We start from the raw sequence: 14,592 nt of genomic DNA on the forward strand, positions 1-14,592 counted from the left end.
ACGAGAAAGATCTGCCAATTTTTGAGTTATTTCAGCGCGGTGACTAGGCCCGCATCGGGAAAGCAGGTCGCGGCCTGGCCATTCTTGGCCTGCCACTTGCCGATCGAACGGCGGGTCTTGAAGCCCGGCAGGCCGTCGGCGCTGCCGACATCATAGCCCTTGGCCTCCAGCGCCCGCTGCAGGGCGGCGATGTCGGAGCGATGGAGATCGCCGACCGGACCCCAGCTGCCGGAAAAATTCTGGTCGCCATGCGCAATGCGGTCGGCGCCGTGGCCGATGAACAGCGCATAGAGGTCGCTGGTGTTGTATTCCTTCAGCACATAGAAATTGGGGGTGGCGATGAAAGCCGGCCCGCTGCGGCCGGCCGGCATGAGCAGGAAGCCCTGCGCCTTCAGCTCGCTCGCCGCAAACGGCTTGCCGCCGACGCGCTTGATGCCCATACCAGCCCACTCAGAGATCTTCTTGCCCTGATCGGGACCTTCCAGCGAGCAGGAGACGCTCTCGGGTACGGTCACCTCGAAACCCCAGCCGCGTCCCCTCACCCAGCCATAATGGACGAGATAATTGGCGATCGAGGCGAGCACGTCGGGCGTCGAATTCCAGATGTCGACACGTCCATCGCCGTCGAAATCCACGGCATGCTTGAGAAAGGAGGTCGGCATGAATTGCGGCTGGCCAAGCGCACCGGCCCAGGACGATTTCATCGCGCCGACCGGGGCCAGTCCGCGTTGGACGATTTCCAGCGCGGCCAAAAGCTCGGTGCGGAAGAAATCCTGCTTCGTCGACATGAATGCCTTGGTGCCGAGAACCTCGAAGGCGTCGTAAGGCATCTTTGCCGCGCCGAAGCCGGTCTCACGGCCCCAGATCGCCAGGAGGATCTCGCCGGGCACGCCATAGCGCTTTTCAATCGCGGCAAGCGTCCTGGCGTTGGCGGCTTCGCGCGCGCGGCCGCCTGACGTCACCGCACGAACCGTCTTCTCGGCGAAATAGGCGCCGGGCGAGCCGAACTCGGCCTGATGCTGCTTCTGCGGCGCCTTCGGCTTCTCGCCGGGCATGACAAGGTCGGGCAGCTTCAAATTGGGCTTTATGCCATCGAAGGCGGCATCGAATGTCTGCTTGGAAATGCCTTTGGCCTTGGCCTCGGGCCAGAGGTCGTTCTGCAGCCAGGCGCGGAATTGGTCGTCGATCTTGGCGGCCGAGGCGGGGGCAGAAAAGACGAGGAAGGCAAGCGCAGCCAGGAAAAATGCCAGACAGAGCTGGCGAAGTCCGCGTTCGGTATCGGTGCTTGGCACCAGCCTCGAAGGGCGCGCAACAATCATGATCCGCACCCTTCCCGCTAATTGCGTCAAAACGCCGTCCGTGAGCGCAGCGCGGCGGCGAGCGTGCCCTCGTCGAGATAGTCGAGTTCACCGCCGACCGGTACGCCATGCGCCAGCCTCGTCACCTTGATGTCGAAGCCGGACAGCTGGTCGGTGAGGTAGTGCGCGGTGGTCTGGCCCTCGACCGTTGCGTTGACGGCGAGGATGATCTCCTTGACCTCGCCGCCGGCGACGCGGTCGATCAACGAGCGGATGTTGAGCTGGTCGGGGCCGATGCCGTCGAGCGGCGACAGCGTGCCGCCGAGCACATGGTAGCGCACGTTCATGGCGGCTGCCCGCTCCAACGCCCAGAGATCCGAGACGTCCTCGACGACGATGAGGGTGGCGGCGTCGCGGCGCGGATCAGTGCAGATCATGCAAGGGTCCGATGTGTCGACATTGCCGCAAGTTGAACAGATGCGCACCTTGTCGGCCGCCTCGCCCATGGCGGCGGCGAGCGGCGACAGCAGCTGTTCCTTCTTCTTGATCAGATGCAGGGCAGCGCGCCTGGCCGAACGGGGCCCGAGCCCCGGCACCTTGGCCAGGAGCTGGATCAGGCGTTCGATCTCGGGACCGGCGATTCGCTTGGACATTGCTCTGATCTAGAGCAATTTCAGGAAAAGTGCGAAGCGGTTTTCCCGGGAAAAGCGCAAAGCGCTTTCCCATGGGAATAGCGTCAAAACAAATATTGGAGCGCTTTGGAACATCCCGCGTTCGCGCATGGTCGCCATGCTGCCACGCGAAGCCGTGGCGGTACGAATCAGTTGACCTCGAGCGGTCGAGACTGGCTGACGATCATCGCACCGATGGCGTCGGTGTTCTCAGGCGTCGACTGGAATCCCATCGCCGCCTCTTGCGGCGCACCCTGAACCGAGGAAATGACGCGGGTGTTCAAGGTTCCGCCGAAACGGGCGGCATCCGGTTCTTCCATCGGCTCCTGCATCGCGACCATTGTCGGCTTCACGGCCACGCGCGCCGACTTCGCCGCGGGCGCCGCAGCCGCGGTCACAAAGGTCTCTTGAGCCGGGGCGGTCTTGGTCTTGAGCTGACGAGCTGGTTCTGCGGCGGCGGTCATGATGACCTGCTGCGCCGGAGCGGTCCGGGACGTTTTGGCGGGGCGCGCCGGCTCGGCCGAGGCAACCATCGTCACCGGCGCGGCCGGTTTCACGATCTCGGACCCGGCCGGGGCAACCGCCACCATTGGTTCATCCGGCAGCGGCTGCCAGTTGCGGCCGCGCTTCTCGTAGAAGGCATTGCCGCCGGCAACCATGGTGTAGTGCATGTTCTTGTAGGGGAAGCGCAGACCCGCCGTGTGGAAATACATCGTGTTCTTCAGCTTGGCCTTGCGCTCGCCCTTGAGCACTGCGTCGGCCGCTTCCTCGACATCGGGCATGGCGCGCGAATTCATCGGCCGGGTCATGACGCCCGGCGCGAATTGCCCCGGCTCGCCGACCACCTGGCAGATGGTGCTGCCGTGGTTGCCGGAGCGCAACCGGTTCATGACCACGGTGCCGACAGCGATCATGCCATCGCGGCTCGAGCGGTTGGATTCGAAGAACATCGCCCTTTCCAGGCACTCCCTGTCCTTCGGCGAGTGGCTGGAGGCGCGCGACGTCAGGAAGCTCGGCGTGATGGCATCTGTCAGGCCTGCAACAGACATGCCGTGCGAAGTGGTCTGGCTGCAGGCAGCCAAAAACAGGGGAGACGTGATGACGCCGAGCAACAGCGGCGTCTTCCATCGCGTAACGATCAACAGGTTACCCTCTCACTTCGATGCCCGCCCCCAGGCTGCGGCAAGAATGAGACACTTTCGGGCAAAATGATGGCCAAAACGTTATTAACAACATACTGTTGCCGAAAAGGCACAATTTTGAGCCTTTCCAGATAGATCGAGCCGTCATTTCACGAAAGCGATGACCGCTCTCTCCTGGTTTCGCCGCAATTGCCGAGGGCAAACTGCGTCCCGTTTGTCCGGGGAATCGCTACCTCCCGGCCGCAATCGCAGCCGGCTGACCAGGCTCGAGCTCCTCGAATTTCTCTGAAAATAGGCCGCGCCTGAGAAACAGCGCCCGCGCGTCCCTGGCCGCCGGCGCGATCTTTCCCGGCCAGTCGCTGTCGATGAATTCGGCTTTGGTGAAGTCGGGATTTGTTTCGGAGGCCGCCTCGAGGAATTCGGCGATCTCCAGCACGACAGCGCGCTCGTCCTTCGAAAGCGCCGACGTGCCGGCCTCGATCGACGGCCGGTGCACGAAATCCTCGAACAGGTAGAAGTAGCCCTTGATGCCGACAATATCGACGCCGGCATCGCAATCGGCCAGAATTTCCAGAATCTCGTAGATCCTGTTGCGGATACGTTGCTCGATCAGTCTTTCGGACGGCTCTTCGGTCATGGGCGCATCGCCGCTGAGTTAAACTTTCATGCATGCCGTTGCCCCAAAACCGCTGCACGGTCTTGGGCGAGACGCATCAGAACGGCAGTTTCATTCCCGGCGGGATCGGCAGGCCAGCGGTCAGCGCCTTGGTCTTTTCCTGCATGATCTGCTCGACCTTGGCCTTGGCGTCATTATGGGCAGCCAGAATCAGATCCTCGAGGATCTCGACCTCATCCTCCTTGAACAAAGACGGGTCGATCTTCAGCGACTTCATCTCGAACTTACCACTCAAGGTGACGCTGACCAGGCCACCGCCGGCCTGGCCGACGGATTCGACCGTGGCGATCTCATCCTGCATGGCCTGGAACTTGGCCTGCATTTCCTTCGCCTTACCCATCAGGCCGAGAAGATCTTTCATGGTCCGATCCTTGTCTTGGTTTTTCAGGTCTCGTCGTCATCCGCCGGCGGCTCGACCGGCACTTCGGCTTCGGTCGCGTCTGCCTCCGGCGCGTCGGGAATGCGCACGTCGATGATCTTGGCGCCGGGAAAGCGCGCCAGGATGGCGGCGACAGTCGGATCGCTCTTGGCATCGAGGAAGGCATTTTCGCGCTTGGTCGATTCCAATTCGGCTAGTGTCTGGCCGCCCTCTTCCTTCGACAGCGACACCAGCCAGTTGCGGCCGGTCCAGGCGCGCAGTTTCGTCGTCAGGTCGTTGAGCAGCAGCTTGGGCGCATCGTCGGTCAGGCTGACGTCGATGCGGCCAGGCTCGAAGCGGACGGGACGGATGCAACGCTTGACCAGCACCTTGAAGGCTATGTCCCGCTGCGCGTCGGCAAGCGCAACGATGTCGGCCAGCGACCTGACCGGCACCTGCTGTGGCTCGGAAACCGGCGCGGGCGGTGCGACGAAGGCGGCCGGCGCCGGCGAGGCCTCGACCAGCCGCATGGTCTGCGCGCCACCGGAACCGGATGGCATGCGCGCCTGCGCCACCGCGCTGGCCGCGCCGCCATTGCCAGGACCGGCAGGGGCGCCATTCGGGCGCGGTGCGCCATTCTGAGCTGTTGCTGCCCCGTCCAGTGATCGCAACGCCTCGTCCAGAGTCGGCAGGTCGGCGGCGTGCGCCAGCCGGATCAACACCATTTCGGCGGCACTGACCGGCCGGTTGGAGGACTGCACCTCGGGAATGCCCTTGAGCAACATCTGCCAGGTCCGCGACAGCACGCGGACCGACAGCGCCCTGGCGAAATCGGCGCCGCGCTGGCGCTCGTCCTGCGACAGCGACGCATCGTCCATGGCGGTCGGCACGAAACGCAACCGGGTGACGAGATGGTTGAATTCGGCAAGATCGGTCAGCACGGCAGCCGGATCGGCGCCGGTGTCGTATTGCGTGCGGAATTCGGCGAGTGCCGCCGCCACGTCGCCCTTCATCACATGTTCGAACAAGTCGACGATGCGGGCGCGGTCGGCCAGGCCCAGCATGGCCCGCACCGCTTCGGCGCTGACGGCGCCGGCGCCGTGCGCGATCGCCTGGTCGAGGATGGAGAGCGAATCGCGAGCCGAGCCTTCGGCCGCGCGCGCGATCATCGCCAGCGCGTCGTCGTCGACCGAAATGCCTTCCTTGTCGGCGATCGAGGAGAGATGCGCGACCAGCGCGCCGGCGTCGATGCGCCTGAGGTCAAAGCGCTGGCAGCGCGACAGGACGGTGATCGGAACCTTGCGGATTTCGGTGGTGGCGAAAATGAATTTGACGTGCGGCGGCGGCTCTTCCAGCGTTTTCAGCAGGCCGTTGAAGGCCTGCGTCGACAGCATGTGCACTTCGTCGATGATGTAGACCTTGTAGCGGGCCGCGACCGGCGCATAGCGCACGCGCTCGATGATGTCCCTGATGTCGTCGATGCCGGTGTGCGAGGCGGCGTCCATCTCGATGACGTCGACATGGCGGCCTTCCATGATCGCCTGGCAATGCTCGCCGAGCACGGCGAGGTCGACGGAAGGCTGGTCGACGGTCGCGGTCTTGTAGTTCAGCGCCCGTGCCAGGATACGCGCCGTGGTGGTCTTGCCAACACCGCGCACGCCGGTCAGCATCCAGGCCTGGGCTATGCGGCCCGTGGCAAAGGCGTTGGTGAGGGTGCGAACCATCGGCTCTTGGCCGACCAGCTCGGAAAAATTCGAAGGACGGTATTTGCGCGCCAGCACGCGGTAGGCGGCGGCCTTTCCATTCTCCGGGCTTTTTGGCCCCGAATTTCCGGCTTCGCTCATTCGCCCGTTAAGCTCCAAAAGGCCGCGCCCCAAGGCGCCGTTCCTGCGCATAGTCTCGCCCGCGCTGCAATGCGTCGTCAATGTCGCGAGGAGGGCCGATGAGGTGGGAGGCTGGAACAATGACCCGTTCCGGGCTCGTTAGGGCTGCTTCCTTCCGGACCTGACCCGGTTGGCGAGTGGATCGTCCACCACCAACCTCCCGCTGTCCATATCGGCAATTGCGCGACGAAATGCAAGTGCGCAGGCAAATCGGCGCGATCACACAAGAGATTTGCTTGCAGCCCCGATGCAGCCGCTCTAGCGTTCATGGTTTGAAGAAACCAAGAAAAGCAAGGGAAACGCCGATGTTGCCGGGCCTGAAGGCCGGATTCACGCTGGATGCCCGGCTGGAGGCGGACAGCGAGCAGTTGATGTGGCTTGGGCTGTGCGAATTGCGGGTGATGAACGATCGCCGCTGGCCATGGCTGGTCTTGGTGCCGCAGCGGCCGGGCGCGGAAGAAATCCACGACATGACGCCGCTCGACCAGGCGATGCTGACCTTCGAGACCAATATGGTGGCGCAGGCGCTGAAGAAAGTCAGCGGCTGCACCAAGATCAACACCGGCGCGCTCGGCAATATAGTGCGCCAACTGCATATCCATATCGTCGCTCGGTCAGAAGGCGATCCCGGCTGGCCCGGCCCGGTGTGGGGGTATGGCCTGCGCGAGCCCTATCAGCGTTCCGACCTGCGCCGGTTTGCCGAAACCATAAGGGCGGCGCTATAAGCCTTCCCCAGTGTTTGTTCCAAGACACGTTCATTCCCAGACATGTCCATCCCAAAGCATCAGAGACCGCATGAGCTTCCGCCTGTTTGACGCGCCTTTGCGCGAGCCGAGCCAGTTCGTCGGCTTTGCCGGCAATACGATCGACCGGCAATCCGAGAATCGAGCCGACGATTCGGTCGACAAGGCGCTGGCGGATCCAACGACGCGGCTTTTGCTGATGAATGGCGGCCGGCTCCACCTGAAGCTTGGTAATAGCGGCAGTCTCGATCCCTGGTTCGACGCCGCAGGGAGCGAACCCTTCAAGCCGTCCTTCGCCGGGGCTGTGCTGCTCGGCTTTTCCGAACAGGGGCCGGTGCTGGCGATGCCTGTCGCAATCGAGGCCGAACAGCTGCCCGAGACCGTCAAGGCGATCGACTATCGGTCGGTCTACATGCAAGGGCTGATCGACGAAGCGGCGGCGGGGGCGATGGCGCAAGGGGCGGCCCTGCTCGCCTGGCATGCCAGCCATCGTTTCTGCAGCAAATGTGGCACGCAATCGCAAATGCGGGCCGGCGGCTACAAACGCCATTGCCCGAATTGCGGCACCGAGCATTTTCCGCGCACCGACCCGGTGGCGATCATGCTGACGGCGACGCGGGAAAAATGCCTGCTCGGGCGCGGCCGGCATTTCGCGCCGGGCATGTATTCGGCGCTTGCCGGCTTCATCGAACCGGGCGAGACGATCGAGGCCGCGGTGCGCCGCGAAACGCTGGAGGAAGCCGGCATCCGGCTCGGCCGCGTCGTCTACCATGCCAGCCAGCCCTGGCCGTTTCCCTATTCGCTGATGATCGGCTGCTTCGGCGAGCCGCTCAACGAGGACATCCAGGCCGACCTCAACGAGTTGGAAGACTGCCGCTGGTTCGGCCGCGACGAGGTGCGTCTGATGCTGGCCCGGGAGCATGCCGACAATCTGGTCACGCCGCCGAAAGGGGCGATCGCGCATCACCTCATCCGCGCCTGGGTCGACAGCGAATACTGAACGTCATTGCAGGAGAGACAAATGATCCGTCACACCGTCGTCTTCACGTTGAAGCACCCACCGCACTCGCTCGAGGAAAAGCGGTTCCTCGTCGACGCCAAGAAAATCCTGACGGCGATCCGGGGCGTCACGCATTTCGAGCAATTGCGGCAGATCAGCCCCAAGAACGACTATCGATTCGGCTTCTCGATGGAGTTCGCCAACCAGGCAGCCTACACCAGATACAACGACCATCCCGACCATGTCGCCTTCGTGCGCGACCGCTGGGTGCCTGAGGTCGAGAAATTTCTCGAGATCGACTATGTGCCGCTGGGCGCTGTGATTTAGATGATCTTGTAAAGTGGGAACCGGTTTTCTCGGACAAACGGTTTCCGTTTGTCCAGCGATCACGCTCAAGGCAATCAGTCAGCCACTTTCCACTGTTCACGCGACTTGCTGGCCGGGTAGACGCCCAGGATCCGCACTTCGCGGGAGAAGAAGCGAAGCTCGTCCAGCGCCAGCTTGACCAGCGGATCGTCGGGATGGCCCTCGATGTCGGCGTAGAACAGCGTCGCGGTGAAGGCGCCGAGCTGGTAGCTCTCCAGCTTGGTCATGTTGATGCCGTTGGTGGCGAAACCGCCCATGGCCTTATAGAGGGCCGCCGGCACGTTGCGGACGCGGAAGATGAAAGTCGTCATCATCTTGGTGTCGGCTGACGGCCGCTCGGCCCATTGCTTGCTCTTGGTCAGGACGACAAAACGGGTGACGTTGGAGTCCGTGTCCTCGACATTTTTCTCGATGATATCGAGCCCGTAGAGCGTCGCGGCCAGCGCCGGCGACAGCGCGGCCATGGTGCGGTCCTTGACCTCGGAGATCATCTTGGCGGCACCGGCCGTATCGCCGGCGACGACCGCCTTCCAGCCGTTCTTGCGGATGTATTTGCGGCACTGACCAAGCGCGTGGATGTGGCTGTGCACGGTCTTGATCTCGTCGCGTTTGACGCCGGGCAGCACCATCAGCTGGAAATGGATCGGCAGGAAATATTCGCCGACGATGTGCATCCGCGATTCCGGCAGCAGATGGTGGATGTCGGCGACGCGTCCGGCGATGGTGTTCTCGATCGGGATCATGGCGAGGTCGGCCTTGCCGGTCTCGACCGCGTTGAACGCATCCTCGAAGGTCGGGCACGGCAACGGCTCCATCGAGGGATAGACGTTGCGGCAGGCGGTGTCGGAATTGGCGCCCGGCTCGCCCTGGAAGGATATTCTGTTGGTCTTTTCAGGCATGGGCCAGGTCTCGATTCACGGGTGTCGAAGGGATTTCTCAGTTTGAAAGGATGGTTCGGGCGCGCTCAAGGTCTTGCGGTGTGTCGACGCCGAGCGGCAGCGACCGGACGATCTCGGCGTCGATGCGCATGCCGGCTTCCAGCGCCCGCAACTGCTCCAGCCGCTCGCGGCGCTCCAGCGGCGACGGTTTCAGCGCGACGAAGCGTTCGAGCGCGGCACGCCGATAGGCGTAGAGGCCGACATGGTGATAGAGCGGCCCCTCGCCCCAAGGTGCTGTGGCGCGGGTGAAATAGAGCGCCCTCAGCCGTGTGCCGGAGAGCGGCGAACCGACGATCTTGACGACGTTCGGGTTGGTCTTTTCCTCGTCGCGGACAATCTCGACGCCAAGCGTGGCAATATCCACCGCCGCGTTCTCGAACGGCCTGAGCGAGGCGGCGATGATGCCGGGATCGATGGTCGGCAGGTCGCCCTGCACATTGACGATCGTTTCGACCTTGCGTCCGGGATCGAGCGCGGCCAGCGCCTCGTGGATGCGGTCGGAGCCGGATTCATGGTCGATGCGCGTCATCACCGCCTCGAAACCATGCGCGCGCACCGCTTCGGCGACGCTTTGCGTGTCGGTCGCCACCACCACCCGGCCGAGGCCGGCTTCGGCCGCGCGGCGGGCGACATGGACGATCATGGGCGCGCCGGATATGTCGGCCAGCGGCTTGCCCGGCAGGCGGGTGGAGGCCATGCGGGCCGGTATCAGGATCAAGGTGGACATCGCTGTGGCAAGGCGTTCGAAAAGAGGAGGGGAAAAGTGGCAAAAGGTCTCACTGGCAGCGCCCTTATAGGTGTTGCAACGCCGGAGCAAAAGACCTAGTTTCCGCCCGATTTGACCGGCTCTGGAGGGCAGGTCTCGATACCGACGGACGGAGTGGACGGTTCGGTCCGCCGGAAAAGGGAGCAAGGGGCGTATGGATTCCAACGAAGTCAACAAACTGCTCGCCGGATTGCTCGGAACCGTTTTCGTCGTTTTCTCGGTCGGCCTGGTATCTGACGCGCTGTTTGCCTCGCCGGCTCCTGAAAAGCCCGGTTTCGCCATCGAGGCAGCCGAGCCCGCCGAAGGCGGCGCAGCAGCGCCGGCCGCCGCAGCCAAGCCGATCGCTGATCTGCTGCAGACTGCCAATGTCGAGGCGGGTGCTGCCGTCTTCAAGAAATGCCAAGCTTGCCATTCCGGTGAAAAGGGCGGACCCAACAAGGTCGGCCCCGATCTGTGGGACCTCGTCGACCGTCCTGTCGCCGAACATGAAGGCTTCGCCTATTCGGCCGGCATGAAGGAATTTTCCAAGGGCGGCACCGAGAAGTGGACCTACGACAACATCAACCACTTCATCACCTCGCCGAAGAAATTCGTGAAGGGCACGGCCATGGGCTTCGCCGGCCTGCCCAAGGACGAGGACCGCGCCAACGTCATTGCCTATCTGCGCACGCTGTCGGACAATCCCAAGCCGCTGCCGGCACCGGGTGCCGCCGCCGACGCCAGCGCGCCCGCCAAGCCGGCCGATGGCGCCGCTCCGGCGAAGCCGGCTGATGGCGCTGCACCGGCCAAACCTGCCGCTCCCGCGGCTCCGGCAGCACCGGCCAAATAACCGAATTGTCATCAAAGCGTTCATAGAAAAGCCGGGTTCTGCCCGGCTTTTTGTTAGGAAAAACGCATATGCGGCGACAAAGCCGCGCATGGCGGTTTTCACGAGCGCCAAATCATCTAGATTGCCCTTTCTGGATGGTCCGGAGAAACGCATCGCGAAGAGGATAGTGCATGACGGTTGGCCGAACGCTTCTCAGGTCGTTGCTGGCAGCGGCCCTTCTGGCGGCGGGACTGCAGGCGACCCTGGCCGACGAGTGGCGGACCACCTCATCGCTGATCGGCGATTCCAAGTACGGTGACAATTTTCAGCACTACGACTACGTGAACCCGAACGCGCCCAAGGGCGGCACGTTGAATTCGGTGCTGCTCGGCACTTATGACAGCTTCAACCCCTACATTGTTCAGGGATCGCCGGCGGCGGGGCTCGTCGGCTTCGGCGGCGGCCTGCTCTACGACACGCTGATGGAGCAAGCGACCGACGAGGGCAGCACCAGCCACCCGCTGATCGCCGACGCTTACAAATATCCGGCTGACTATTCCTCGGCGACCTACCGGCTCGACCCGCGCGCGAAATGGCATGACGGCCAGCCGATCACCGTCGACGACGTGATCTGGTCGTTCCAGGTGTTGAAAGCGAACAGCCCACAATACAGCCGCTATTTCGAGAACGTCACCGACGCGGTGGCGATCTCCGACCGCGAGGTCGAGTTCCATTTCAACCAGAAGGGTAACCGAGAACTGCCGAAGATCATCGGCGACCTCGCCGTGCTGCCGAAGCACTGGTGGGAAGGCACCGACGCCAATGGCAAGAAGCGCGACGTCACCAAGCCAACGCTGGAGATTCCGCTGGGATCGGCGGCCTACAAGATCGCCAGCTTCAAGCCGGGCTCGGAAATCGTCTGGCAGCGCGTGCCGGACTATTGGGCCGCCAAGCTGCCGGTGAAGATCGGCCGCGAGAATTTCGACACGCGCCGATATACCTACATCCTCGACGACAATGCCGCCTGGCTGGCTTTCACCAAGGGCGGATTGGAAGACATCAATCGCGAGTACAGCTCCCGCAAATGGGCGACCGCCTATAATTTCCCAGCCATCCAGGCCGGTGACGTCATCAAGAAGGACTTCCAAACCCAATCGCCGCAGCCGATGCAGGGCTTTGTCCTCAACCAGCGACGGCCGCTGTTCCAGGACCGGCTTGTCCGCGAGGCACTGACCATCCCGTTCGATTTCGAGAGCATGAATCGCACACTGTTCTTCGGCTTCAACACCCGCATGTCGAGCTATTTCCAGGGTACCGAATTGGCGTCGAGCGGGCTGCCACAAGGCAAGGAATTGGATATCCTCGAGAAATATCGTGACAAGCTGCCACCCGAACTCTTCACGCAGCAATTCAAGCTGCCGGTCTACGATTCGCCGCAGGCAGAACGGAAGTACCTGAAGCAGGCGGTCGATCTCTTCGCCAAGGCAGGCTGGGTGATCAAGGGCGGCAAGATGGTCAACGCCAAGACAGGCGCTCCGTTCAAGTTCGAGATCCTCGGCTGGAACGACACCGACCAGGTGATCGCCAGTCCCTATATCGCCAACCTGCGCAAGATCGGCGTAGACGCTTCCCTGCGCATCATCGATCAGACGCAGTACATCAACCGGGTCAACCATTTCGATTTCGACGTCGTCACGGGTCTGTTCGGCCAATCGGATTCACCAGGGAATGAACAGCGGGACTTCTGGAGCTCGAAGGCCGCCGACACGCCAGGCTCGCGCAATCTGATGGGAATCAAGGATCCGACCGTCGACGCCCTGGTCGACCGCATCATCTTCGCCACGGACCGCGAGGATCTTGTCGCCGCCACACATGCGCTCGACAGGGTGCTGCTGTGGAACTTCTACGTCGTGCCGCAATATTATCGATCGGCGGTCTGGCTGGCCTATTGGAACAAGTTCAAATTCCCCGACAAGCAGCCTGCCTATGTCGGTGCCGATATCGACTCCTGGTGGATCGACCTCGACAAGGAGAAGGCGCTGGCCGCCAAATACAAGGGCGGCAATTGATGACGATGCTGCCGCGCCGCGATTTCCTGGCATTGAGCGGGGCCGCCGCTGCCGGGGCCCTGTTGCCGGGCAGAGCCTTCGCCGATATCGCGACCGGCGTGAAATTGCATGGGCTCTCCGCCTTCGGCGACCTCAAATACAGACCGGATTTTGCGCATTTCGACTATGTCAATCCGGACGCGCCGGCTGGGGGGATCTTCAATTTCTCGCCGCCGAACTGGGGCTACAACCAGGATACTCAGACCTTCAACACGCTGAACTCCTTCACCGACAAGGGCGATGCGCCGCCGCGCATGGAGATGTGTTTCGACGGGCTGATGGTGCGCGCGCTCGACGAGCCCGACGCCGTATACGGCCAGATCGCCGACGGCGTAACGCTGTCGGACGACCGGAACTCCTTCACCTTCTCGCTTCGTCCCGAAGCGCGCTTCCATGACGGGTCACCGCTGACGGCACAGGATGCCGCCTTCACCTTCTCGCTCTACAAGGACAAGGGCCACCCAGACCTGTCGCTGTCGCTGACACACATGGTCGAGGCAGTTGCCGTTGACGACCACACATTGCGGCTTACCTTTTCCGGCAAGCAATCGGCTCGCACCGTGCTCAACGTCGTGGAATTCCCCATCCTGTCGAAGGCTTTCTACACGGCCAATCCGTTCGACTCCTCGCAGTTGAACCCGCCGCTCGGCTCCGGCGCTTACAAGGTCGGCCGCTTCTCGGCCGGCGCCTGGATCGAATACGATCGGGTCGCGGATTATTGGGGCCGCCAACTCCCGGTCAATCGGGGACAAAACAATTTCGATCGTATCCGCATCGAATTCTACCAGAACCGCACCGCCGCCTTCGAGGCATTCAAGAAGGGCGAGATCACCTACCGCGAGGAATTCACCTCACGCGTCTGGGCGACCGCCTACGACTTTCCCGCACTGACCGCAGGCAAGGTGGTCAAGCACGAATTCCCGGCCGAGAAGCGACCGACGATGCAGGGAACGGCGGTCAATCAGCGGCGCGAACAGTTTCGCGATGCGCGGGTGCGCCAGGCAATTGCGCTTTGCTTCGATTTCGAGTGGACACGACGGAACTTCTTCTATGGCTCTTACGAGCGCTCGCAGTCCTGCTTCGAGAAATCGGATTTTCGCGCCGAGGGTGTACCATCCCTGCAAGAGCTGGCGCTGCTGGAGCCGCTGCGCGGCCAGCTCCCGGCAGAAGCGTTCGGCACGGCGGTAAGCCAGCCCGCATCGGACGGCACCGGCCGTGATCGCAAGCTGCTTGGCCAGGCGGCAAAACTTCTGGCCGCGGCGGGTTGGAAACGGTCCGGCGATTTCGTCGTCAACGACAAGGGCGGCCGGCTTTCGGCCGAGTTCATGGTCGACGACGATACCTTCGTTCAGGTCTATTCGCCCTGGGTCGCCAATATGAAGGCGATCGGTATCGACGCCACGATCCGGCTGGTGGACTCGGCCCAATACCAGGCCAGACAGGCCACATTCGATTTCGATCTGCTGTCTGCCGCCTTCTCCTTCAGCGCGACACCGACGCGCGACGATCTCGAAGGTTTCTTCCATTCCAGATCTGCAAATCTCTCCGGCTCGCGCAACCTGCCGGGTGTCGCAAACTCGGCTATCGACACGCTGATCGACGCGGTGGGGGCCGCAAAGGACCGCGAAAGCCTGACCGTGGCAATGCGGGCGCTCGACCGGGTCTTGCGCGCGCGGTGCGATTGGATTCCTAGTTGGTTCCTGGCGAATCACCGAAGCGCCTATTGGGACATGTTCGGCTTTCCCGAGCAAAAACCCGATTTCGGCTTTCCGGTCGAGGCGCTGTGGTGGGGCGATAAGGGCAAGGCGGCAAAAATTGGCAAAGGCTGAGATCTC

Annotated in this window: 14 protein-coding genes and 1 other RNA gene; 6 read left to right on the forward strand and 9 right to left on the reverse strand. The window is 62.7% G+C overall.

What is annotated here, in order from left to right:
• Positions 1-26: 26 nt before the first annotated feature.
• The 7 genes from JG747_RS00265 to ffs form a co-directional block, all read right to left on the reverse strand.
• The gene (locus tag JG747_RS00265) at positions 27-1,319 is read right to left on the reverse strand and encodes a lytic murein transglycosylase (protein ID WP_202360927.1); all 1,293 of its coding nucleotides are present in this window, start codon (positions 1,317-1,319) and stop codon (positions 27-29) included.
• A gap of 26 nt (positions 1,320-1,345) precedes the next feature.
• Positions 1,346-1,951 (reverse strand): recombination mediator RecR, encoded by a 606-nt coding sequence (gene recR / locus JG747_RS00270; RefSeq protein ID WP_019863042.1) that lies wholly within the window; start codon positions 1,949-1,951, stop codon positions 1,346-1,348.
• Between the two features lie 167 nt (positions 1,952-2,118).
• Complete coding sequence (locus tag JG747_RS00275) at positions 2,119-3,111, reverse strand: cell wall hydrolase (protein ID WP_202360928.1); 993 nt, start codon at positions 3,109-3,111, stop codon at positions 2,119-2,121.
• A gap of 229 nt (positions 3,112-3,340) precedes the next feature.
• Positions 3,341-3,748, reverse strand: coding sequence for a hypothetical protein (locus JG747_RS00280; protein WP_027047715.1), 408 nt, complete (start codon positions 3,746-3,748; stop codon positions 3,341-3,343).
• A gap of 76 nt (positions 3,749-3,824) precedes the next feature.
• Complete coding sequence (locus tag JG747_RS00285; RefSeq protein ID WP_019863040.1) at positions 3,825-4,148, reverse strand: YbaB/EbfC family nucleoid-associated protein; 324 nt, start codon at positions 4,146-4,148, stop codon at positions 3,825-3,827.
• A 23-nt stretch (positions 4,149-4,171) separates the two neighbouring features.
• On the reverse strand, positions 4,172-5,989 hold the full coding sequence (locus JG747_RS00290; RefSeq protein WP_019863039.1) for a DNA polymerase III subunit gamma/tau: 1,818 nt from the start codon (positions 5,987-5,989) through the stop codon (positions 4,172-4,174).
• A gap of 103 nt (positions 5,990-6,092) precedes the next feature.
• An RNA gene (gene ffs, locus JG747_RS00295) (signal recognition particle sRNA small type) lies at positions 6,093-6,189 on the reverse strand.
• Positions 6,190-6,333: 144 nt separating this feature from the next.
• On the opposite strand from ffs, the gene JG747_RS00300 reads away from it, so the two are divergent.
• The 3 genes from JG747_RS00300 (at position 6,334) to JG747_RS00310 (ending at position 8,098) form a co-directional block, all read left to right on the forward strand.
• A complete protein-coding gene (locus JG747_RS00300) occupies positions 6,334-6,753 on the forward strand; it encodes an HIT domain-containing protein (RefSeq protein ID WP_019863038.1) in 420 nt (139 codons plus the stop codon).
• A 70-nt stretch (positions 6,754-6,823) separates the two neighbouring features.
• Positions 6,824-7,771: an NAD(+) diphosphatase gene (gene nudC, locus JG747_RS00305; RefSeq protein ID WP_019863037.1), complete on the forward strand. Its 948-nt coding sequence runs from the start codon at positions 6,824-6,826 to the stop codon at positions 7,769-7,771.
• 21 nt (positions 7,772-7,792) lie between these two features.
• Positions 7,793-8,098 (forward strand): Dabb family protein, encoded by a 306-nt coding sequence (locus tag JG747_RS00310; RefSeq protein ID WP_069090925.1) that lies wholly within the window; start codon positions 7,793-7,795, stop codon positions 8,096-8,098.
• Positions 8,099-8,172: 74 nt separating this feature from the next.
• On the opposite strand, the gene JG747_RS00315 is transcribed toward JG747_RS00310, so the two are convergent.
• The gene (locus tag JG747_RS00315) at positions 8,173-9,036 is read right to left on the reverse strand and encodes a prephenate dehydratase (protein ID WP_019863035.1); all 864 of its coding nucleotides are present in this window, start codon (positions 9,034-9,036) and stop codon (positions 8,173-8,175) included.
• Between the two features lie 37 nt (positions 9,037-9,073).
• Positions 9,074-9,802 (reverse strand): 3-deoxy-manno-octulosonate cytidylyltransferase, encoded by a 729-nt coding sequence (locus JG747_RS00320; RefSeq protein WP_038651988.1) that lies wholly within the window; start codon positions 9,800-9,802, stop codon positions 9,074-9,076.
• A 193-nt stretch (positions 9,803-9,995) separates the two neighbouring features.
• Here JG747_RS00320 and JG747_RS00325 point away from each other — a divergent pair, with 193 nt between their 5' ends.
• The 3 genes from JG747_RS00325 (at position 9,996) to JG747_RS00335 (ending at position 14,586) form a co-directional block, all read left to right on the forward strand.
• Entirely contained in the window at positions 9,996-10,670 is a 675-nt protein-coding gene (locus JG747_RS00325) for a c-type cytochrome (RefSeq protein ID WP_019863032.1), read from the forward strand.
• Positions 10,671-10,840: 170 nt separating this feature from the next.
• Positions 10,841-12,718: an extracellular solute-binding protein gene (locus JG747_RS00330; RefSeq protein WP_069090924.1), complete on the forward strand. Its 1,878-nt coding sequence runs from the start codon at positions 10,841-10,843 to the stop codon at positions 12,716-12,718.
• Positions 12,718-14,586 carry an extracellular solute-binding protein gene (locus JG747_RS00335; RefSeq protein ID WP_202360929.1) on the forward strand — a complete coding sequence of 623 codons (1,869 nt, stop codon included), beginning with the start codon at positions 12,718-12,720 and terminating at the stop codon, positions 14,584-14,586. The genes JG747_RS00330 and JG747_RS00335 overlap by 1 nt, the downstream gene beginning before the upstream one ends.
• Positions 14,587-14,592 lie beyond the last annotated feature (6 nt).

Origin of the sequence: Mesorhizobium sp. 131-3-5 (assembly GCF_016756575.1) — a bacterium.
GTDB lineage: Bacteria > Pseudomonadota > Alphaproteobacteria > Rhizobiales > Rhizobiaceae > Mesorhizobium > Mesorhizobium jarvisii.